Annotated in this window: 21 protein-coding genes; 17 read left to right on the top strand and 4 right to left on the bottom strand. The window is 39.7% G+C overall.

Annotated elements, in window-relative coordinates:
- The first annotated feature begins 67 nt into the window (after positions 1-67).
- From H7T97_RS03345 to H7T97_RS03330, 4 genes are all read left to right on the top strand, one after another.
- The gene (locus H7T97_RS03345; protein ID WP_049506463.1) at positions 68-805 is read left to right on the top strand and encodes a DUF1003 domain-containing protein; all 738 of its coding nucleotides are present in this window, start codon (positions 68-70) and stop codon (positions 803-805) included.
- A 58-nt stretch (positions 806-863) separates the two neighbouring features.
- The gene (locus tag H7T97_RS03340; RefSeq protein WP_201089411.1) at positions 864-2063 is read left to right on the top strand and encodes an MFS transporter; all 1200 of its coding nucleotides are present in this window, start codon (positions 864-866) and stop codon (positions 2061-2063) included.
- Positions 2064-2230: 167 nt separating this feature from the next.
- Positions 2231-3958, top strand: a complete 1728-nt coding sequence (locus tag H7T97_RS03335) for an ABC transporter ATP-binding protein (protein WP_201089409.1) — start codon at positions 2231-2233, stop codon at positions 3956-3958.
- Positions 3955-5697, top strand: coding sequence for an ABC transporter ATP-binding protein (locus H7T97_RS03330; protein ID WP_201089407.1), 1743 nt, complete (start codon positions 3955-3957; stop codon positions 5695-5697). The genes H7T97_RS03335 and H7T97_RS03330 overlap by 4 nt, the downstream gene beginning before the upstream one ends.
- A gap of 341 nt (positions 5698-6038) precedes the next feature.
- Here H7T97_RS03330 and H7T97_RS03325 read toward each other — a convergent pair whose 3' ends face one another.
- Together H7T97_RS03325 and H7T97_RS03320 are read right to left on the bottom strand one after the other, a co-directional pair.
- Entirely contained in the window at positions 6039-6779 is a 741-nt protein-coding gene (locus H7T97_RS03325; protein WP_003007564.1) for an amino acid ABC transporter ATP-binding protein, read from the bottom strand.
- Positions 6779-8962: an amino acid ABC transporter substrate-binding protein/permease gene (locus H7T97_RS03320; protein ID WP_201089405.1), complete on the bottom strand. Its 2184-nt coding sequence runs from the start codon at positions 8960-8962 to the stop codon at positions 6779-6781. Before H7T97_RS03320 ends, H7T97_RS03325 begins: the two co-directional genes overlap by 1 nt.
- Before the next feature lie 261 nt (positions 8963-9223).
- Here H7T97_RS03320 and H7T97_RS03315 point away from each other — a divergent pair, with 261 nt between their 5' ends.
- The gene (locus H7T97_RS03315) at positions 9224-10162 is read left to right on the top strand and encodes a CPBP family intramembrane glutamic endopeptidase (protein WP_201089403.1); all 939 of its coding nucleotides are present in this window, start codon (positions 9224-9226) and stop codon (positions 10160-10162) included.
- A gap of 102 nt (positions 10163-10264) precedes the next feature.
- On the opposite strand, the gene H7T97_RS03310 is transcribed toward H7T97_RS03315, so the two are convergent.
- A complete protein-coding gene (locus H7T97_RS03310; protein ID WP_023918271.1) occupies positions 10265-11341 on the bottom strand; it encodes a sensor histidine kinase in 1077 nt (358 codons plus the stop codon).
- Positions 11326-11997 (bottom strand): response regulator transcription factor, encoded by a 672-nt coding sequence (locus H7T97_RS03305; protein ID WP_031575109.1) that lies wholly within the window; start codon positions 11995-11997, stop codon positions 11326-11328. Before H7T97_RS03305 ends, H7T97_RS03310 begins: the two co-directional genes overlap by 16 nt.
- A gap of 158 nt (positions 11998-12155) precedes the next feature.
- On the opposite strand from H7T97_RS03305, the gene H7T97_RS03300 reads away from it, so the two are divergent.
- From H7T97_RS03300 to H7T97_RS03245, 12 genes are all read left to right on the top strand, one after another.
- The gene (locus H7T97_RS03300; RefSeq protein WP_023918267.1) at positions 12156-12866 is read left to right on the top strand and encodes an ABC transporter ATP-binding protein; all 711 of its coding nucleotides are present in this window, start codon (positions 12156-12158) and stop codon (positions 12864-12866) included.
- Position 12867: 1 nt separating this feature from the next.
- Entirely contained in the window at positions 12868-13680 is an 813-nt protein-coding gene (locus tag H7T97_RS03295) for a hypothetical protein (RefSeq protein WP_023918265.1), read from the top strand.
- Positions 13661-14350, top strand: coding sequence for a hypothetical protein (locus tag H7T97_RS03290; RefSeq protein ID WP_023918263.1), 690 nt, complete (start codon positions 13661-13663; stop codon positions 14348-14350). Before H7T97_RS03295 ends, H7T97_RS03290 begins: the two co-directional genes overlap by 20 nt.
- Positions 14351-14612: 262 nt before the next feature.
- On the top strand, positions 14613-16601 hold the full coding sequence (gene uvrB, locus H7T97_RS03285) for an excinuclease ABC subunit UvrB (protein ID WP_195623197.1): 1989 nt from the start codon (positions 14613-14615) through the stop codon (positions 16599-16601).
- Positions 16602-16615: 14 nt separating this feature from the next.
- Positions 16616-17113 (top strand): GNAT family N-acetyltransferase, encoded by a 498-nt coding sequence (locus H7T97_RS03280; protein WP_023918260.1) that lies wholly within the window; start codon positions 16616-16618, stop codon positions 17111-17113.
- Between the two features lie 93 nt (positions 17114-17206).
- The gene (locus H7T97_RS03275) at positions 17207-17830 is read left to right on the top strand and encodes an NAD(P)H-dependent oxidoreductase (RefSeq protein ID WP_118397705.1); all 624 of its coding nucleotides are present in this window, start codon (positions 17207-17209) and stop codon (positions 17828-17830) included.
- Between the two features lie 103 nt (positions 17831-17933).
- Complete coding sequence (locus H7T97_RS03270; RefSeq protein ID WP_150906204.1) at positions 17934-18287, top strand: diacylglyceryl transferase; 354 nt, start codon at positions 17934-17936, stop codon at positions 18285-18287.
- 42 nt (positions 18288-18329) lie between these two features.
- The gene (locus tag H7T97_RS03265) at positions 18330-18761 is read left to right on the top strand and encodes a hypothetical protein (RefSeq protein WP_150906202.1); all 432 of its coding nucleotides are present in this window, start codon (positions 18330-18332) and stop codon (positions 18759-18761) included.
- A gap of 26 nt (positions 18762-18787) precedes the next feature.
- A complete protein-coding gene (locus H7T97_RS03260) occupies positions 18788-19258 on the top strand; it encodes an 8-oxo-dGTP diphosphatase (protein ID WP_201089401.1) in 471 nt (156 codons plus the stop codon).
- Positions 19259-19411: 153 nt separating this feature from the next.
- On the top strand, positions 19412-19552 hold the full coding sequence (locus H7T97_RS03255; RefSeq protein WP_003001697.1) for a hypothetical protein: 141 nt from the start codon (positions 19412-19414) through the stop codon (positions 19550-19552).
- On the top strand, positions 19549-20253 hold the full coding sequence (locus H7T97_RS03250) for an ATP-binding cassette domain-containing protein (protein ID WP_049493084.1): 705 nt from the start codon (positions 19549-19551) through the stop codon (positions 20251-20253). The genes H7T97_RS03255 and H7T97_RS03250 overlap by 4 nt, the downstream gene beginning before the upstream one ends.
- 3 nt (positions 20254-20256) lie before the next feature.
- Positions 20257-21354, top strand: a complete 1098-nt coding sequence (locus H7T97_RS03245; RefSeq protein WP_049493081.1) for a hypothetical protein — start codon at positions 20257-20259, stop codon at positions 21352-21354.
- The last annotated feature ends 32 nt before the right edge of the window (positions 21355-21386 follow it).

Below are 21386 nucleotides of genomic sequence, written 5' to 3'. Positions count from 1 at the left end.
ACGTAAAAACGCCATTAGGCGTTTTTAACTTTTATATCTGCTCCTAAAAACTATGAAAGGAATTTCAATGCTGAAAATAGATATCATTGATGGGAAAGAATACGAGGATGGTCAGGGGTCTTTGATCGCAGATCTAGACCATAGCATTCAACAGATGCTCAAGACCTCCTACCCGGAAAGTCAAATGGATGATTTTATCACCTATAAAAATTTGAGCCAATATTGTATGGATTATCTAGGTCAGATTATTGATCGTGCCAATGATAAAAATGATGCGATTAAACAGCAGGTAACAGCTGTCATGCCCGAAAGCGAGCGTCCCTTTAACGTTGAAGACCGCTTGACAGCCAGCTATACCTTCGGTCAGCGTGTGGCGGATTCGGTTGCGCGCTTCGGTGGTTCTTGGACCTTTATTATTAGCTTCATCATGATGATGGCTATCTGGATGTTGATCAATGTTTTGCATCCCTTTGGCTGGAATTTTGACCCTTATCCTTTCATCTTGCTGAATCTAGCACTTTCTACGATTGCGGCGATTCAAGCTCCTTTGATCATGATGAGCCAAAACAGGGCAGCAGATTATGATCGCCTGCAAGCGCGAAATGACTTTAACGTCAATATGGAGTCTGAACGGGAAATTCGTTTGTTGCATACGAAAATTGACCATATGGTGCAGCAAGACCAGACGGATTTGCTGGAAATTCAAAAGTTGCAAACCGAATTGTTGGTATCCTTGTCTAATCAAGTGAGCCAATTGCGTCAAGAACTGAATCAAGAAAGAATGAAAGAGGTGGAGAAAATGTAGGCAACTCTAAGTAAGTCTTTTAGAAACACTCAAATAATCTATTGAAAGAGGAAAAACAATGTTTAAAAGAACTTACAAACGCAATATTTCACTCCTAGCAGGACTGGAATTTACATCTTATTTTGGAATCACCAGTTTTTGGATTCTCTTTTTTATTCAAAATGGTCTTTCTTTGCTTCAGATTGGTTTATTAGAGAGTATTTTTCATGGGACGAGCCTTTTATGTGAGATCCCATCTGGTATGTTAGCTGATCGATTTAGCTACAAGACCAATCTCTATTTGGCTCGCTTGTCCAGTATTGGATCTTCTATGTTGATTTTATTTGGTCAGGGGAATTTTTGGATCTATGCCATTGCTATGATGGTCAATGCTTGGTCTTATAATTTTGACTCGGGGACCAGTACCGCTTTCTTATATGATTCGGCGGTTGAAGCGGGTCAAAAGGACCGATATCTTCAGATTTCTAGCTTTTTGTCTGGTGTGGCCGAAGTTACCCGAACTTTAGGTACAGTTGTGGCAGGCTTCTTTGTTCATGGCGCATTGGCTTGGACCTACCTGATTGCTATTAGTCTCTCCTTGCTTTCCATAGTCTTGATTTTTCTGATGAAGGAACCAGAGAGCAAGAGTGGTGAAAGAAATCACTTGACCTTAAAACGGATATTGGTGGTAGTGAAACAAGAATGGCAGGAAAAACCAGTACTTTTTTACTGGATGCTCACCTATCAGCTGCTAGGAACCATCATGTGCATGTTTTATTTTTACTACCAACAGAAAATCAGTGACTTAGCCAGTTGGCAAGTTTCGCTCATTATGTTGATTGGTAGTGGATTCAATCTCCTAGCGGTTTATCTGGCCAGTCAAATCGGGAAAAAATGGAATAGTAATCAAGTCTTTCCAATTCTGGTTGCGCTGACAGGTTTGGCCTTGCTTTTGGTAGCTTTCAAGACTCCATTTGCCTATCTGAGTGTCTATCTTTTGACCAATGCACTATACGCAGTTTATCAACCCATTTACTACAATGAGCTACAAGCTTATTTACCTTCTAGTGTACGAGCAACCATGCTGAGTATCAATTCCATGATGTTTAGTCTTTCCATGATCGTGATCTTCCCACTTACTGGTTGGTTGATCGATACTTGTGGATTTGTAGCTATTTTTCTTGTGCTAGGCCTGATAACACTCCTTTCTTTCCCACTCTTACTGATTGGATTGAGGAAAATGGGCAAGATATTAAATAAGGGGACAAAGATGGAATAATATTCCTGACCTTCATTCGTCTAAACAAGTGCAAATGAAACAAGAGCATGTTAAATAAGCTGGTCAAGAAAAACCGAACGAACTCTCTCTGCTTTGCAGGGAGAGTTTTTTTATCTTTAAAAATTGTGATAAAATAGGTACATCTCTTACAATTAGAATCGAGTAGTATGAAATCTTTATTGAAGTATTTTAAGGGTTATCTAAGAGAGACTATTTTAGGTCCTGTATTTAAACTATTAGAAGCTATCTTTGAATTGTGCGTACCTTTAATCATCGCCCACTTAGTCGATCAGGTCATTCCGAAAAAGGAAACGAGCGGAGTGGTGATGATGGTCGGTGCTTTGGTTATATTTGCTAGCTTTGGTGTCGTCGTTGCCATTACGGCTCAGTATTTTTCATCTAAAGCAGCTGTCGGATTTACCCGTGAGATGACCAAGGATTTGTATGATAAGATCTTGTCCCTTCCAAAGGACAAGCGAGATAGAATCGGTACATCTAGTTTGGTAACCCGTCTCACTTCTGATACCTATCAAATCCAGGTTGGGATCAACCAATTCTTGCGCCTCTTTTTGAGAGCACCGATTATTGTCTTTGGTTCTATCATCATGGCCTTCACCATCAGTCCTAAACTCACTCTTTGGTTTTTGGGGATGGTGGCGATTTTAACCCTGATTATTGTGATCATGTCTCGGATTGTCAATCCGCTCTTTGCTAAGATTCGTAAAATTACAGACCGGATGGTCACGGTGACGCGTCAGCAATTTCAAGGGATGCGAGTGATTCGGGCCTTTGGACAACAGGCTAGTGAATTAGAAGATTTTAGAGAGGTCAATCAGGACTACAAAGTCTGGCAAATTCGCGCTGGTATCTTGTCTAGTTTGGTCAGTCCCTTGACCTTCCTTGTGGTCAATACGACCTTGGTTTGTGTCATTTGGCAAGGACAATTGAATATCTCTGCTGGTCTTCTAACCCAAGGGATGTTGGTCGCTTTGGTCAATTATTTATTACAGATTTTAACAGAATTGATCAAGCTGGCTATGCTGGTCACGTCTTTAAATGTCAGCTATATTTCTGCCAAGCGTGTCCAAGAGATTTTTGATTTGAAGGAAGAAGACCTCCTTGAAGCTTTGCCAGAAGAAGCTGCAAGAGAGCAAGAAGCGATCAGCGCAGAGAAAATTTCGTTCACTTATCCAACGGCTTCAAGCCCAGCTCTAGAAGATATTTCCTTTGATCTGGATCATGGACAGATGTTGGGAATTATCGGTGGTACAGGATCTGGGAAATCCACCCTGGTTCAGTTATTGAGTCATTTGTATACCGTGAGTCAAGGGAAATTAGCCCTCTATCATCAAGGTCACTCTCCTAAAACTCTCAAGGAGTGGCGGGAGTGGGTAGCTGTTGTCCCACAGAAGGCAGAGCTCTTTAGAGGGACTATCCGCTCGAATCTCTTACTAGGGATGGAAGAAGGTCTATCGGATGAAGATTTGTGGTGGGCCCTAGAAACAGCTCAGGCGGCTGATTTTGTCCGTGAAAAAGAAGGACAACTCGATGAGCCAGTGGAAGCATTTGGGCGAAATTTCTCAGGAGGCCAACGTCAGAGGTTGACCATTGCGCGTGCCCTTTTGAAGAAGGCCCCTTTCTTAATTTTGGATGATTCGACCTCCGCCTTGGATTATTTGACGGAAGCACGTCTCTTAAAATCGATAAAAGAAGAATTGAGTAATACAAGTTTGATCCTAGTATCTCAACGAACCAATAGTCTCAAGTCTGCTGATCAGATTTTGGTCTTGAACAAGGGACATCAAGTAGGACTGGGAAATCATGATTTCCTCTTGTCTACCAATGAGATTTATCAAGAAATTCATTATTCACAACACGGGAGGGAGGAAGCATGAGTCAAAAACGTTCTAGTTATTTAAAACGTCTGTTTATGGATTTTGCTCACCATCCCGGGCTCCTGATTCTAGCTAGTCTTGGAACCATCGCTCAAGTAGCCTTAACGGTCTGGTTACCGATCCTGATCGGACATGCAGTTGATTTAGTCATCAATCCTCAAGGGATGAAAGTCTTATGGCCTGTTTTGATCCAAATGGTTCTGGTCATTGTGGCTAATACCCTGATCCAATGGATCAATCCTCTTGTCTATAATCAATTGGTCTATCGGTTTAGCCAAAGCCTAAGAGCAGAAGTGATGGAAAAAGTACACCGATTGCCCTTGTCTTATCTAGATAAACAAGGGAGCGGGGACTTCGTCAGTCGCCTCACGACCGATGTGGAGCAACTTAATAGTGGTCTTCTGATGGTCTTTAACCAGTTTTTTGTTGGCCTCCTAACCATTCTTGTCACTATCGTGACCATGGCAGAATTGGATTTCTTTATGATGGTGGCGGTTCTGGTCTTAACTCCTTTATCCCTTGTGATTGCTCGTTTTATTGCCAAGCGTTCTTATACGCTTTTCCAAAAGCAGACCAAGGCGCGTGGTCTTCAAACTCAGTTGATCGAAGAGTCCTTGACCCAGGAAAGCTTGATCCAGTCCTTTAACGCTCAGGATCAATTCCGTGCGGCTTTTAAAGGGACTAATGAAAGCTATGCCAATTATTCCCAATCCGCTGTCTTTTATTCTTCAACTGTCAACCCTGCCACTCGCTTTGTGAATGCCTTGATTTATGCAGTAGTGGCTGGATTTGGGGCTGTACGCATTATTTCAGGATCTCACTTTACTGTCGGTCAATTGGTGACCTTCCTCAATTATGTCAACCAATACACCAAGCCCTTTAATGATATCTCCTCTGTCTTGTCAGAACTCCAAAGTGCCCTTGCCTGCGCAGAGCGCTTGTACAGCGTCTTGGATCAAGCTGAGGTCGAAGAGACGGGGCAACGGGTCCTGGAAAGTCAGGATGTTAAAGGTGCGATTGGTTTTGAACACGTCGCATTTGGCTATGATTTGGGGCGGACTTTGATCAAAGATTTAACCATTCAGGTTCCAGCTGCCAGTAAAGTGGCCATTGTAGGGCCTACAGGAGCAGGAAAATCGACCTTGATTAATCTGCTCATGCGTTTCTACCCTGTTAATTCTGGAGAGATCACGATTGATGGGGTGCCAATTACGGACTACACCCGTGCTTCTTACCGCCAACAGTTTGGTATGGTTCTGCAAGAAACCTGGCTCAAGGTTGGGACCATTCATGAAAATATTGCCTTTTCTCGTCCAGATGCAAGTAGAGAAGAAGTCATAGAAGCAGCCAAAGCAGCCAATGCAGATTTCTTCATTCGGCAGTTGCCACAAGGGTACGATACCTATCTTTCAGATGCTGGAGAGTCTTTGTCCCAAGGTCAACGCCAACTCTTAACGATTGCTCGGGTTTTCCTTTCAGTTCCTAAGATTTTGATCCTGGATGAGGCGACATCCTCCATCGATACTCGGACTGAGGTCTTGATTCAAGATGCCTTTAATCAGCTCATGAAGGGACGGACCAGCTTTATCATTGCTCACCGCTTGTCGACCATTCAAAATGCTGATATGATCCTTGTAATGGTAGATGGCGATATTGTTGAGCATGGTACTCATGAAGAGCTAATGCAAGCGCAAGGTGTTTACTACAAGATGCAGACTGCTCAGCAACAGATTAGTTAAAATGTAGACAAATTATTTTTAAAGTAAAATAAGTAAAGTGATTCTGCAAAGAAATAAATATATGTTCCAATTTGTATAACGAATTAAGAAAACATTAAAACTTTCCGCCGTGAGAAAAGTGCTAGAAACACGGTTGTTTCTAGCACTCGGAATTATTGAGACCTTAGGCTCAATAATTAGTCATGGAACTTCGCAGAAGTTCGCTGACGTCCGTACTCACCTTAGGAAGGTTTTTAATAAGTCTTTATCTTCAATCTAAGCATTTTCAGATTTGAAAATGCTTTTTTCGTCAAAAAAAGCATCTAGCAAAATTGCTAGATGTTTCAAAAACCACTATTTTTTTAAACGTTTAGAACCTTATCCAAGAATTCTTTCAAACGTGGGTGTTGTGGGTTGTCGAAGATTTGATCTGGTTTGCCGTCTTCGAGGAATTCACCATCAGCCGTGAAGATGACGCGGTTGGCTACTTGGCGGGCAAATCCCATTTCATGAGTAACGATGATCATGGTCATGCCTTGCTCTGCCAACTCTTTCATAACGTTCAATACATCTCCAACCATCTCAGGGTCAAGGGCAGAAGTAGGTTCGTCAAAGAGCATAATATCTGGATTCATGGCGAGTCCACGGGCAATGGCCACACGTTGTTTTTGACCACCGGAAAGGCTGTTTGGATTGGCATCGGCTTTATCTGCGAGTCCAACTTTTTCCAACAATTCCATACCGACTTTTTGAGCTTCTTCACGGGTCATCAGTTTGTGCTCTACTGGCGCAAACATGATGTTTTCAAGGACGCTCATGTGAGGGAAGAGGTTGAAGTGTTGGAAAACCATCCCGATATTTTCACGGACCAAATCAACATTGGTTTTTGGATCGGTTAGATCATATCCATTAACTGTAATTTGACCTTTTGTAACTTCTTCGAGGAGATTGAGACTACGAAGGAAGGTCGATTTACCAGAGCCGGACGGTCCGATAATGCAGACCACATCCCCTTCATAGAATTTTGTTGAAATTCCTTTTAGGACCTCATTTTCACCGTAGTATTTATGGAGGTCATGGACATCAATTTTTAATTTAGCCATTAGTTAGCCCTCTTTTCTAATTTTTTTGCAAATCGTGTTAGCAAGGTGATAATCACGAGGTAGAAGACGGCAAGGATCGCATACATCTTGAAACTTTGGTAGTTTCGAGCGATGATGATCTTACCAGTTTGGAAGAGTTCTACCAATCCGATCGCAGAAACGATAGTCGTATCTTTCAGGGCAATGACGAATTGGTTAACAAAGTTTGGAAGCATGAGTTTGGTTGCTTGTGGCAAGATGATCTTACGCATGGTCTTGCCATAAGAGATTCCAAGGCTTCGGCTGGCTTCCATCTGTCCAATCGGTACAGCTTGGATCCCCCCACGAACAATTTCTGCAATATAGGCAGCAGCATTGAGGGAGAGGGCGATGGTACCTGCAACAAAGTCGTTGATTGGGGATTGATGACCTGTGACCGATTCAATCAAGTTTGGAATTCCCCAGAAGATGAAGGCAGCGAGGATCATGAGTGGGATTCCACGAATGACATCGACGAAGATTTCTGCTGTCCAGCGGAGCCATTTATAAGGGCTAACACTAAACATCCCAAAGATAACACCAATCACCATAGCAATCGCGAAAGAGAGAAGGGAAAGGGCAAGAGTCACACCCAAACCACTTAACAATTGTTTGTAGTTGTTTTGGAGCAAGCCCCAGATTGTTGTTTCATCTGCTGTTGTACTTGAAGTACTTGATTTGCTATCTGCTTTAAGGTATTTATCGAGAATCTTTTGGTATTGACCGCTTTTCTTCAAGTTCGCAAGACCGTTATTGAACATTTCGATCAATTCAGGATTTTCACCCTTCTTAACGGCAAATGCTAGTTGACCACTTGGAGTCCCTTCGATAGGTGTTTTGAATTTACGTCCTTGTTTAATAGCGTATTTGATAACAGGTTCGTCATCCATGATCGCTGCAACAGAACCAGAATTCAAACTATCATACATAGAAGCTCCGTCAGAGAACGTTTTGATCTTGTAACCATATTTCTTTTGGTTTTCTTCAAGGAAGTTTTGTGAGGAAGTACCGTTTTTAACACCGACTGTCTTTCCTTTTAGGTCATCATATGAATCAATCTTGCTGCTTTCTTGAACGGCTAGAATAGAATTGGCCGTGTAGTATGGTTCAGAAAAATCAAATGTTTCTTTCCGAGCATCTGTTACGGTCATCCCTGCGATCATTCCTTGCGCATGGCCGGATTGGACATCACTTACCGCTGCGTCAAATCCAGGATTATTAATCTCGATGGTAAATCCTTGGTCTTTGGCAATAGCCTTGATCAAGTCCATATCGATCCCTGTGTATTTGTTTTTTCCATTTTGGAAGACAAATGGTGCAAAAGATGAGTCACTTGAAATTACATATTTTGATTTTTTAGGAGTTGCTTTTTGACCAGCAGGAGTAGTGGTTTCTGGAACGGCACTGTTACTTGATGATTGGCTTTCACCTGTCCATTTCTTGATGATCTCATCAAGTGTTCCATCAGCTTTCATTTGAGCGAGAGCCTTGTTAAATTCAGTGATTAACTTTTCATGATTTCCACCTTTTTTAACACCAAAGGCAAAGCCACCGACTGCTTCCCCGTTCATATTGATAGCTAGGTCCTGACCCTTTTGAATGGCATATTGAATGACGGGTTGATCATCCATGACTGCATCCACTGCACCAGCTGATAAACTGTTGTACATGAGATCGCCAGTATCAAAGGTCTTGATCTTGTAGCCGTACTTGTCCTTGTTTTTATCGAGGAAGCGTTGGGCTGCAGTTCCGTTTTTGACACCGACTGTCTTCCCTTTTAATTGGCTGTACTTCGTGATTTTGTCAGCTTTCGTAGTCGCAATGACAACTTTTGTATCGTAGTAAGTATCAGACATGGTGAAGACTTTTTCACGCTCGGTTGTTTTGGTCATTCCGGCCATGATGGCATCTGCTTGACCAGCTTGAACTGCATTGACCGCTGCATCAAATCCCGGGAAGGATTTGTCCAAATCCCAGCCATTGATTTCAGCGACCTTGTCCAAGATCTCTACGTCAATTCCTTTATAGGTTTGATCTGAATCCTTAAATTCAAACGGTGCATACGCTGTGTCGAAAACGACCTTGATCGTTTCAGCATGAGCATGACCAGCGAATGCAACGAATGGAAATAAGAAAAGCAAACATGCTAGTAATTTTTTCTTCATTTCTGTCTCCTTTTAATTCTTTTCTCTTTGGGGTTTTGACCCATGAGCACATTGACCAAAGGATGGCCTTAAAAAAAACAAATCATTCATACCAAAACGAGTATGAATGGTCTTATGTTTTTCTACAAAAGCTATTATATCAGAAAAGACTTTGCTTTGCAAGAAAAATCCAGTTTTCATGTTAGGTTATCTAACATGAGTTGATCTTGCAGCTCCAGATTTTCTTTGTTACAATGGACCTATTAGATAAAGGAGGTTACGATGAAGAAAGGGTTGATCATTCAAGAAATCAAAACGAAGACGTCTGTGCCAGTTTTCGTTTCTACACTATTTTATGTATTATTAGCATCTCTCTTTATAGAAGGAGGCCTTTGGATTGGTAGTGAACTTGTGGGGCCATTTTCCTTAGTGATCGGTTTTCTAGTGGAGTTCTTTTCACCAGGAAATGGGACAGCAAGTATTCAAGAATTTTTCTACCATTATTTTCTCTATTATGAGCTTTTCAGTTTTGTAATCATTCTGTTACTCTTTATGTTTTGGGTGAAGGTCATAGAGAAGAATGCCTTATCAAGCTTAGGCTTTGTAAAAAGAAATTGGCTCAAGTATCTAGGCTGGGGAATCTTGCTTTCCCTTGTTCAAATGGGAGTGATCGCACTTGTCTACCAAGTAAGTGGAATTGGGTTTTTTGAGTTAAATGAGCTGAGTTTAGAACCCTTGCTTTTTATCCTTGGTTTATTTCCATTTTGGCTTCTCCAAGGAGGGACGGAAGAAGTAGCGACGCGAGGTTGGCTCCTGACTCGGATTGCTACAAGAACTAATCTGCCTTTAGCGATCGCAATTTCTAGTAGTCTCTTTGGTATTCTGCATATGGGTAATGCAGGAGTGACCTTCTTATCCGTTCTGAATATCATCCTTGATGGGATGCTAGCTGCTCTGCTTTTTATCTATACGGATAGTATCTGGCTAGTGGTCGCCCAACACGGCACTTGGAACTATGTACAAGGAAATCTCCTTGGTTTTCAAGTCAGTGGCACAGGCGCAGATGCGTCTATCTTTAGCTTTACCATGGGTTCAGGACCTGACTGGTTGACCGGAGGGGAATTTGGAGCAGAAGGATCGATCATCACCACTCTGGTTCTTCTTGTATCCCTAGTGATTGTCTATCGCTTAGGGGAGAGGAAAGAAAAGTTTGATGACTAACCTCTGTGTAATGTCTGAAAGTCATATATGAAAAAGACAAACACCAAAAATGACGTTTGTCTGCCTTCTGAGTCGAACACATATTGATGAGTTCGGCTTTTTCTATATAATAATGGGAATGATTAGCTTGACTTGTGCACCATTATGAATATTTTCTAAATGCATAGTTCCATTATGAAGTTTCATGACGCGTTTCACGAAAGATAAACCAAGTCCAAAGTGACTTTCTTGAGAGGGTGTTCTTGCTTGGTCCTCTTTATAGAAAAGATTTCCAGCATGGTGTAATACATTTTTTGAAAAAGTAGATTGATTATTCCATATGGTTAGAACTAATCGATTATTTTCTTGTGACATTGTTAGCTGGATCTTTGCATCATTTTCTTTTTGATGTTGTATTGCATTATTAATAATATTGGTGATTGCTCGAAAAAATAGATTGGAATGAATGGCAATTTGTGTTGATGGAGTTACTGTATTTGAAAAAACAAATTGTGTACTTCTAGGGAGTAACGGAGTAATATGTTCCTTCAATTGATGAGTTAATTGTTGAATCGATATATTTTCAAGTTGAATATCATGGTCGTAAAAGGTTTTGGAATATTGGATAAAGTGGTTAAAATAATCGTTTAACTGAATGCTTGCTTGCTCAAGATCTTTTAGACATTCCATTGTTTGAGGTGTTTGCTCAGTGGATTGTAAGAATTCAGCATTTCCTCTGATAACAGTTAGAGGGCTACGAAGATCATGTGCAGCGCTAGATACTTGAAACATGAGTTCTTTTTTTTGATCTTTTTCATTTTGAATTCTATTTTTTATATCAGATTGCATTTTTTCAATCAGATCGTTTGTTTCAATGAATTCTTTAATCTGCAAATGGTGATGTTCATTTTTGGTGAAATATAGTCCACTATGATAAACCATGTTCATTTCTTTTTGAATCTTGGTTAATAATTGTCTAATATTTATTACAATGATAAAAATTAAAATGATGCAAAGATAAATCCAAGAACTGACGCTAAAAAATAAAGCAAAGCGATTAGCATTTTTCTCATTGATTCCAGATACAGAAGATAGAAGAGCTGGAACTATGTAAAAAAGTATCAGACATAGAAGAAATTGCCAAATGATTTTAAGGTAGGTACGCTTAATGAGTTGCTTGATTGTCAATTCTTTTTCCATTTGTATCCTCCTCCCCATACTGTTTTGATGGGATCAATTTGATGAATCTTAAATTTTTGTCTGATTTGATAGATGTATTCAGTAATGGATCGTAGTTGTGCATCAGAGTCTACAGGATAAAGATAATTGTAAAGTTCTTCTATGCTAAATATTCGGTTTTCATTTTTTGCTAAAAGATAAAGTAAATCAAACTCTCGCTTGGTTAATGAAATTCTCTTTGATTGATAATAAACTTCTTGACTATCTCGATAAAAAGTTATATTTGAATCCATCTCTTCTTTAGAGGCGTTGTGAGATCTTTCTTCCCTCCGAAGATGCATTTGAATTCTTGCAATCAATTCCTTTATGCTGAATGGTTTTGTGATGTAATCATCGGCTCCGGCTTGTATTCCTTTTAGTAAATCTTCTTCAAAATCTTTAGCTGTTAGAAATAGAATTGGAGTAGTAATTTGTGAACGAATGGAACGACAGATTTCTAAACCAGAAATAGGCATCATGACGTCAAGTAAAATTAGATCGAATCCAGTAAAGTCACAGATATTAATCTCCTCTATATTTTTACGAGTTTCCACGTGAAAGTTGTTCGCTTTTAATGTATTCGCTATTAATCGTAAGATTTTTTCATCATCGTCAATGGCTAAAATTTTATACTTCATAGTTCCTCCAATTATATGAGCATATTATAGCAAATCTAGAATGCAATTTGTTGAAAATGAAAAAAATAATTATTCTGAGAATTTCCTGATTTTCTCCTGTTATACTTGCTCCAAGTGAAGGTGGAATTTCACTAAAAGTCAGAAAGGAAAAAGAATGAATGATAACAATTCAAAAGCTACATAAGGAATATAATAATAAAATTGTCCTTCAAAACGTGTCTTTCAAAGCCAAAAAAGGTGAGATTACCGGATTGATTGGACCGAATGGATCTGGAAAATCAACTTTAATTAGAATTTTACTTGGTTTAGAAAATAGTCAAATGGGAATGGCGTTGATCGATGGAAAAAAATACTCTCAATTGGGAGATAATCCTTTTTGTATTGTTGGATCATTCCTAGATAGTTGTCAACCTTATCCAACTAGAACAGGATTTCAGCATCTTCGGTGGATTGGCTTGGCTTGTGGCGTTGACAAAAATAGGTGCAACGAATGTTTAGAGTTGGTGGGGTTAAGTGAAGCTAAAAATAAAAAAGTAAAAGACTATTCATTAGGAATGAAGCAACGTCTTGGTTTAGCAACAGCCTTATTAGCAAATCCTGACATCTTAATTTTAGATGAACCAATCAATGGACTAGATCCAGAAGGAATACGCTGGGTACGCAATTTTTTGCAGTCTTTTGTCAATGAAGGTAAGACTGTATTAATGACAAGTCATTATATGAGTGAGTTAGAATTAACTGTAGATCATTTGGTTGGGATTTCTAATGGGAAGATTGTTATTGATGCTCCTACCAAAGACATTTTGAAACAGTTTGGATCTTTTGAGGAGGCATATTTTAAGGCACTCGAAGGGAAAGAAGGTGAATAATATGTTGAAGCGTTCCTTTTTTAGTGACCTCTATAAATATTGTAGTTTACCTACTTTTAAATTCACTTTTTTTCTTATTTTGGGAGTCAGCATATTTTTTTCAATTCAAAATATCCAGGTGATAAATGCTTTAGTAGAAGGAAATGGACAGGCTGTTAACCTTGATCCATCTATGCTATCATCGAATCCAGTCTATACAGTCAGGGATGCTCTTTTATCTTCCCCCTACCAAGCAAGTGTTATTTTCTTACCAATCTTGGTTTCACTTGTTTATTCAACCCATTACCAATTTGGTGATGATAGTTTTACTCAGTTATTGATTCCTAACTGGAAAGTTCGTCTTACTGGTTTTATTGCAAGTTCGGTTGTCTTATCGATACTTTCTACTTTAGTATTTTCTATAGTAAATGCTGTTGTTTTACTCGTTTTTCTGGATTCAACTTTAAAGAATTATTTAGAATTGACTTTGTTCTTAGATGTTACGGTAAGAGTTATGATATTTGCAATCGTTCTTACTCTATTAGCTTTACTCTTAGTAATAGTAACGAAAAAATCAATGACTTCATTAATTGCAGACGTTTTGTTATTGGTAATCACTTTATCAGGTATTTTAAGAGGAATTTCCTCTAAAATAGAAAATCTCTTGCCTTTGATTGGAGCAAAGTCATTTGCTTTTGGCCGAATTGAAGGGACTCAAACGAGCCAATTGTATGGATTTACACTTTTAGTAGTTGAAGGGATCTTGTTCTTGGTATTCATAATGCTTGTAGAAATGATTCGAATGAGGAGGAAGAATGGCAAGAATATTTTTTAGTCTTATTGTCAAAAAATATAGTTTAAAACCCGTAAAGTACCAGATAGCTATACAGTCACTTTTTATAGGTTTTGTGTGTCTCTTAGGTGTTTTACCAGTTTCAATCAATGATACTGTTGTACAATTATCTATAAAGCAAGCTCTTGTTTTTGCATCAATGCTCTCTGTTAGTATTGGGTGTGTTAATGCATTTGTTGAGTTACAAGCTCACGAAACAAAACTGGTTTATTTGGTAAGCGGAAAAAGGATCTTAAGTTCAATTAGGATCCTGTTCGTAGAGTTATGTGATGTACTAATCCAATCAACCTTATATTTCATTGTACTGCTTGTATGGTTTCATTTTTTTAGTAGCGAAAATGGTGTCAGTTTAGAACTTTTCAGTTTCTATTTGATTGGCTCCATCCAATATTTTTTAATTTCTTACTTCTTAAGTTATTTTTTCAAAAGTCCAATGGGGAGTTTAGCTATTTTGCTGCTATTTCCTATTTTGGTACAACCATTCATAGAAAGAGTAGTGGAACCATTGACTAGTTATCTATTTTATAATATTGTTGCGGATACCATTTTAGGTAGTGCTTCCAATTTGCAACTCTGTACTTACGTTATTGGACTTGTATGCTCATTTGGAGCAACTCTCTACCTCTTGGTAAGGAATCAAGAAGTTAAGTAGTAAATTGATCACGTAAAAACAATACTGATGAGCAAACCTTGCTAATTTTGTATATCATGGACACTGATGTTTATTACGTATTGCATTGTTTTAGAATAAAAGACAAGACTTTCGAAGTAATTGCGAGAGTCTTGTTTAGTTTTCGCTCTAATTTGTGTCCAATTAATTATTTTGTAATATGTTGTTTTCCCTTTCATTCCTCATCTCAGAGAATTCTAGTGATTTATGGTAAAATAAGGTCTATATATGTGAGGACAAAGAGATGATTAATCGAGTAACAGATAACAAATTTAAACTAGTATCCAAATACCAACCGTCTGGGGATCAACCGCAGGCTATTGAGCAACTGGTGGATAACATCGAGGGAGGAGAAAAGGCTCAGATCCTGATGGGGGCGACTGGTACGGGGAAGACCTACACCATGAGCCAGGTCATCGCTCAGGTCAATAAGCCGACCTTGGTCATTGCCCACAATAAAACCCTAGCAGGCCAGCTCTATGGAGAGTTCAAGGAATTTTTCCCTGAGAATGCGGTTGAGTACTTCGTATCTTACTACGATTACTACCAGCCAGAAGCTTATGTGCCCTCTAGCGATACCTATATCGAAAAAGATAGTTCGGTCAATGATGAGATTGACAAGCTTCGTCACTCAGCAACATCAGCATTGTTAGAGCGTAACGATGTGATCGTTGTCGCTTCTGTCTCTTGTATCTATGGTTTGGGTTCTCCCAAAGAATACTCGGACAGCGTGGTCAGCCTGCGCCCAGGTCTGGAGATTTCTCGTGATAAACTGCTTAATGACCTAGTGGATATCCAGTTTGAGCGCAATGACATCGACTTTCAACGGGGGAAATTCCGTGTTCGTGGGGATGTGGTCGAGATTTTCCCAGCTTCGCGTGATGAACATGCCTTCCGGGTGGAGTTTTTCGGGGACGAAATTGACCGCATCCGTGAGGTTGAAGCTTTGACGGGTCAAGTCCTTGGTGAAGTGGACCACTTGGCTATTTTCCCAGCCACTCACTTCGTGACCAATGATGACCATATGGAAGTAGCCATTGCCAAGATTCAAGCGGAACTAGAAGAACAGTTGAAGGTCTTTGAAAAAGAAGGAAAACTCCTAGAAGCTCAACGCTTGAAACAACGGACAGAGTACGATATTGAAATGCTGCGGGAGATGGGCTACACCAATGGCGTCGAAAACTACTCCCGTCATATGGATGGCCGGAGTGAAGGAGAGCCTCCTTACACCCTTCTTGACTTCTTCCCAGAAGATTTCCTCATCATGATCGATGAAAGTCACATGACCATGGGACAGATCAAGGGCATGTATAATGGAGACCGCTCGCGCAAGGAGATGCTGGTCAACTATGGCTTCCGTTTGCCGTCTGCTCTGGATAACCGGCCACTGCGTCGGGAAGAGTTTGAAAGCCATGTCCACCAGATTGTCTATGTGTCAGCGACACCAGGTGACTATGAGATGGAACAAACCGATACTGTCATCGAGCAGATCATTCGTCCGACAGGTCTACTCGATCCTGAGGTGGAAGTGCGTCCGACCATGGGTCAAATGGACGATCTCTTGGGTGAGATCAATGCGCGTGTTGAACGGGGAGAGCGGACTTTTGTCACCACCCTGACCAAGAAGATGGCAGAAGACTTGACCGACTACTTCAAAGAAATGGGGGTCAAGGTCAAATACATGCACTCGGACATTAAGACCTTGGAGCGGACCGAGATTATTCGTGATTTGCGTCTGGGTGTCTTTGATGTCTTAGTCGGAATCAACCTCCTTCGTGAAGGAATTGACGTACCAGAAGTTAGCCTAGTTGCTATCCTTGATGCTGATAAGGAAGGCTTTCTTCGTAATGAGCGTGGATTGATTCAGACCATCGGTCGTGCTGCTCGTAATAGTGAAGGTCACGTGATCATGTATGCGGACACCATGACCCAGTCTATGCAAAAAGCCATCGATGAAACAGCCCGTCGTCGGAAAATCCAGATGGCTTATAATGAAGAGCATGGCATTGTACCACAAACCATCAAGAAGGAAATCCGTGACCTCATTTCTGTTACCAAGGCTGTGGCCAAGGAAGAGGACAAGGAAGTGGATATCACCAGTCTCAACCGCCAAGAGCGCAAGGAACTGGTCAAGAAACTGCAAGGTCAAATGCAAGAAGCCGTCGAAGTGCTTGACTTTGAACTAGCAGCCCAAATCCGAGATATGATGTTGGAAGTCAAGGCTTTGGATTAGATAGGATAAAGCGAATGAAGATTATCATTAAAACAATGGAAACTCCTGAAGAGATAGAAGGAAAATCTCTCGTTCATTGGCAAACGTGGAGAGAGGCTTATGACGATCTTTTACCCGCGGAATTTCAGGAGACGATGACATTAGATAGATGTCGTTTCTTTAGTCAAAAGTATCCAGAAAATACCTTGATTGCGATGGATGGAAAGAAGGTCGTTGGATTTATCAGCTATGGAAATTTTCGTGATGAGGCCATTCAAGCTGGTGAAATCATCGCCTTATATGTTTTAAAAGATTACTATGGAAAAGGTGTGAGTGAACAGTTATTGCATGCTGCATTTGCTGTTCTCGATCATTTCTCTGAAATTTATTTATGGGTATTGAAAGATAATAAGCGAGCCATTGCTTTCTATCAAAAAATGGGTTTTACTTTTGATGGCCAAGAAAAAATACTTGAACTTGGAAAACCTGTTAAGGAATTGCGGATGAAGTGTTCTTCGAATAAAAATTCCTAAAGGACCTATCTATCAATCTTTGAACCATTATCAATTAATCAAGTAAAAAAATAAAAGAGATAGAATGAACCAAAGAAATGAAGGAGAAGACGAATGAAAATTCTGGTCATCAATGGACACCCGGATAAGGAAAGTTACTGTCAGGCTATTTTTCAAACCATTGTCGAAACGATTGAATCAAATCGCCACGAGCTCCAAGTGATCAGTCTCAATGAAGAGGACTTTGATCCTGTCCTTCGCTATGGTTATCGAAAGCGGATGGAGGAAGATTCCTTTATCCTTCGTTCTCAAGAATGGATACAATGGGCGGATCACCTGATCTTTGTCTATCCTATCTGGTGGAGTAGTATGCCGAGCCTCATGAAGGGCTGGATCGATCGGGTCTTTACACCGGGGATTGCCTACTCTGCTAATGATCAGGGGAGTTTTATATGGAATTACCTGAGAGGCAAGCAATTCAAGAAGTTACTTAAAGGGAAAACAGCCAGTATTTATGCGACCTCCATGGCGCCTACTTGGTGGTATAAGATCTTTTCAGGCCCTCTCAACATTCCAGATAGTTATGGTATTTCTGTCTTAAAGAATGCCGTCTTGAACCACTGTGGGATCAAAACCAAGCGCGTCTGTATCTTGGGAGAAGTCGGTCGGGATGTGAACACCGCTAGCATGCGAGAGAAGCATCTTCAAAAGGTAGCAGAAGAAGTGAAAAAACTCTGATCCTGTCCTCGTCTTTGTTGGACATGTCCAGGCAAGCGGTTGTATTCTTAACGGATGTTGGATAAAATAGGAATAAAATCTATTAGAAATAGGGGAAATAAATATGTTTCTATTTATGTATATGATCTATGTCATCTATTCCATTTCACAACTGAAAAAAGAAGATAAAAGGGTCTCTCTTATTACGAAGATTGTCGTTTATAGTTTATTGGTTTTATCATTGGTTAAGATCTATTTCGGCTTAGTGGCATTTATATTTTCCCCTTTACCACTAATTGGTTCTATAGTTTCTTTTGCTCTTGGCGGTATGAGACTCGTTCTTAGAATAGTTATAGCTCTTAGCTTACTTTTATTATCGCTAAGTCTATTTTTAGATAGTAAAAAAAATGATCCAGATGCGCCTCAAATTGATCATTGGATTCGATTGGGTTATCATATTCTGTTGATGTTTCTTTAGGAGATCCAGTTTAAACCAATTATTACGAAGGGGAGATCAAACATGAGAAAGTATCTGAACCTGTTTATGATCATGTATCTGATTTTGCTACTTTTTGTTTTTGTCAACTTCCTATTAAGATTGTTTGGCTACGCATTTACGCCACTTCTTTGGAATCCTTGGCTGTATCTTGGAGCTGGGACGGCTTTTGCTCACATCTGGCATCGATTCTATCGAAAACATGCTCCAAATTGGAAGAATCTTATTAGTGTTCTTTTGAGTCTCTTTGCTATGGTGATTTTGGTATTTTTCATTGAGTTGTTCTTTACCTTTGATGGCCATGGTCCGGTAACAATTCACTCGGAATATTCGTTAAAAGAGAAGACCATTGTCTTTGAGAGAGGCTTTCTTTTGGATATTTTTGATGAATACCATGAGCTGGTAAATCCCTTTGTGATGAAGAAAGAGGTAAAGAAAAAAGTTTATTTTGATTAATTGTTAACATTATAGAAAGGAAATTTATGTCACGCGCAACATCTACTGTACTTACCAATCTTTGTTTGGTAGAAGATCCTACGAATGGAAAAGTAGTCCTCCAATACCGCTCGCCAGATCGTTACAAGAAATGGTCTGGCTATGCCTTTCCTGGAGGCCATATTGAAGAAGGAGAAAGTCTTGCAGAATCCGTCATTCGTGAAATCTACGAAGAGACAGGACTTACAATTACAAATCCAAAACTGGTCGCAGTCAAAGACTGGCCACAAGATGAGGGCGGCCGCTACATCGTCTTTTGCTACAAAGCGACAGAATTTACAGGCCAGCTAAGATCGTCTGAAGAAGGAGAAGTTTATTGGGTTGAGAAGGATCAATTAGAAAAGTTGGACTTGTCCTACGATATGCTTCCTCTGCTGGAAGTGATGGAAGACCCGGACTTGTCTGAGTTCTATTATCGCAAACGGACAGACGATGATTGGGAAAAATTAAGATTTTAAGTAAAGGGCTAGAGGTATCTAGCTTTTTTGCTTGCAAGGTAAAAGAAGTAAGAATATTCCATTCGTGCTTGAATCTGCTTAAAAAAAGTACTATAGTATAAGCATAAAATACAATTGTAATCTTTCATACTGTGAATAGAAAGAAGGCAAGATATGAAATTACAATTTAGAATCCTTATAGGAATTTGCTTCTTGATCGGTGCCTTAGTCTTTGCCTTTCAAAAGGAATGGTTATACGCTTTGCTGTTGCTTTTGGTTGGGGCTTCTTACCTTTATAAAGGAGTGCGTCGATGAAGAGTGATTGTTTAAACATCAAGGGGCTAAACGTTTGGTATAAAAAAGGCAAGCCCATTATAAAAGATACGAATTTGCTTGTACCCAATCATTCTGTAGTCGGGTTGATTGGTCGAAATGGAGCAGGGAAGACAACCTTGCTAAAAGCTTTAAGTAGTGTCTTTGATCATCGGCAGTATGCAGTTGAGACTGTTACCATAGAAGACAAGGCGACCTCTTTTCATACGAATTTCTATAAGAGCCGTACCTATACAGTTTTTACTGAAAACAATAGTTTTTTAAACTGGGATTTTGTTCACTATTTTAATTTTGTCTGTCGTTTGTATCATCGAAAGAGAGATGATACGTTATTACAGGACTTGATTTCAGGATTCCATTTTGAAGAATTTCTCAACACCGATATCGGTAGTTTGTCAACGGGAAATAAGAAGAAAGTCTTCTTGATCACAGCTTTTTATCTCAAACCTCCCCTCCTTATTTTGGACGAACCATTTGATGGCCTTGATTTTGATGCGACAGAATTTCTATATGGTTTGCTATTGCAGTATAAAGAAGAAGGCTCTATTCTGATGAGTTCGCATATCGCAGAGAGTATCGTTCGAGTCTGTGATACAGCTTATACTATTGAAGATGGTCACCTAGACGCGATCGAATCGAATTTAGAAGATTGGTTTCATGACGTCAATCGTCAGAGGGGGTAGAGCATGCTACTAGCAATTTTTAGAGATTTGGTATCCAAAAATCGGCTCTTCTTGTTCTTGACTTCCTTAGCTTTTGCTCTTTATTACCATCTTGTTGGGGGCAAATTTTCTACGAGCTTTCAAGTCTTATTGATCAGTACGGCTATTGTCACTGCTCTATCAACCTTTCAATTGTTGTATTCCTACTTTTCGATGGACAGGGTCCAGGCCTATTACCAGCTTCCGTTGTCTCTCAATCGTTTCAAAGGTTCTTTTCTGACGGTAACCTTTCTTCTCAATTTGTTAGAGCGCGTGCTGTTATTGATCCTCTTTTTGGGAGTCAAGTTAGACCTGGCACAATCCTTTAAGCTTGTCCTCCTATCTTTACTGGTGGTATTAAGTGTGTTTTATGTCTTTATCCAGTTCAATACACGGCCCAGTTTTCTAGGAGGGGTGCTCATTTTTGTATCGACTGTTCTCACAGTATCTTCTTTATGGGTCCAACAAGTGTCCTATATGATCTTACTGTCACCCCTCCTTGCTGTCTTAATTTTTAAAAATGAGGACCTGGTCGCGATTTCAAAACATGATCAGTTGCTCGTCGCAAAGAGAAGAAGTGGAAATTATTTTTGGATTTCCTTGTTTCAAGAGCGCTATTTTTCCATCAATTTTGTCTTTACCCTCATCTTCCTCCTTCTCATTCTGATACAGGATTATGATGCTCCTTTAAAAATCATCATTCTTTTAACGATGGCTTCTGTCAATACGCCATTAACCACCCTCATTTCCGCGGATAAAGATTTGATTGATCATGTTAAGTCCCTTCCTAAGAGTCGGTTCTTTTACTTGATGTATTACTGTGTATTGTTGACTTATTTCTTAGCTGTGAATCTATTTGTTGCTCTATTATTAAAAATGGTGGTCATGCCTAATTTGGGGATTCTATTTTTACTAGGAGTCATGATTCTAGCAGTAGTGGAAGCTTTTTTGCACTTACTTATTGAAATCTATTTCCCTTTAAGAAAATGGAATTTAAAGAGAGAATGTTGGAAGCACCCAAGAAAATACATTGTTCCTAGTATCGTCTTCTTACTTAGTTGGAGTCTCCTTTTCTGCTTCTAAGGAATTGCCCCTTTGCTTGTATCTACTCCTTA

This window comes from Streptococcus parasanguinis, from assembly GCF_016648925.1.
GTDB lineage: Bacteria > Bacillota > Bacilli > Lactobacillales > Streptococcaceae > Streptococcus.
This window is presented reverse-complemented; position numbering and strand designations above follow the sequence as displayed.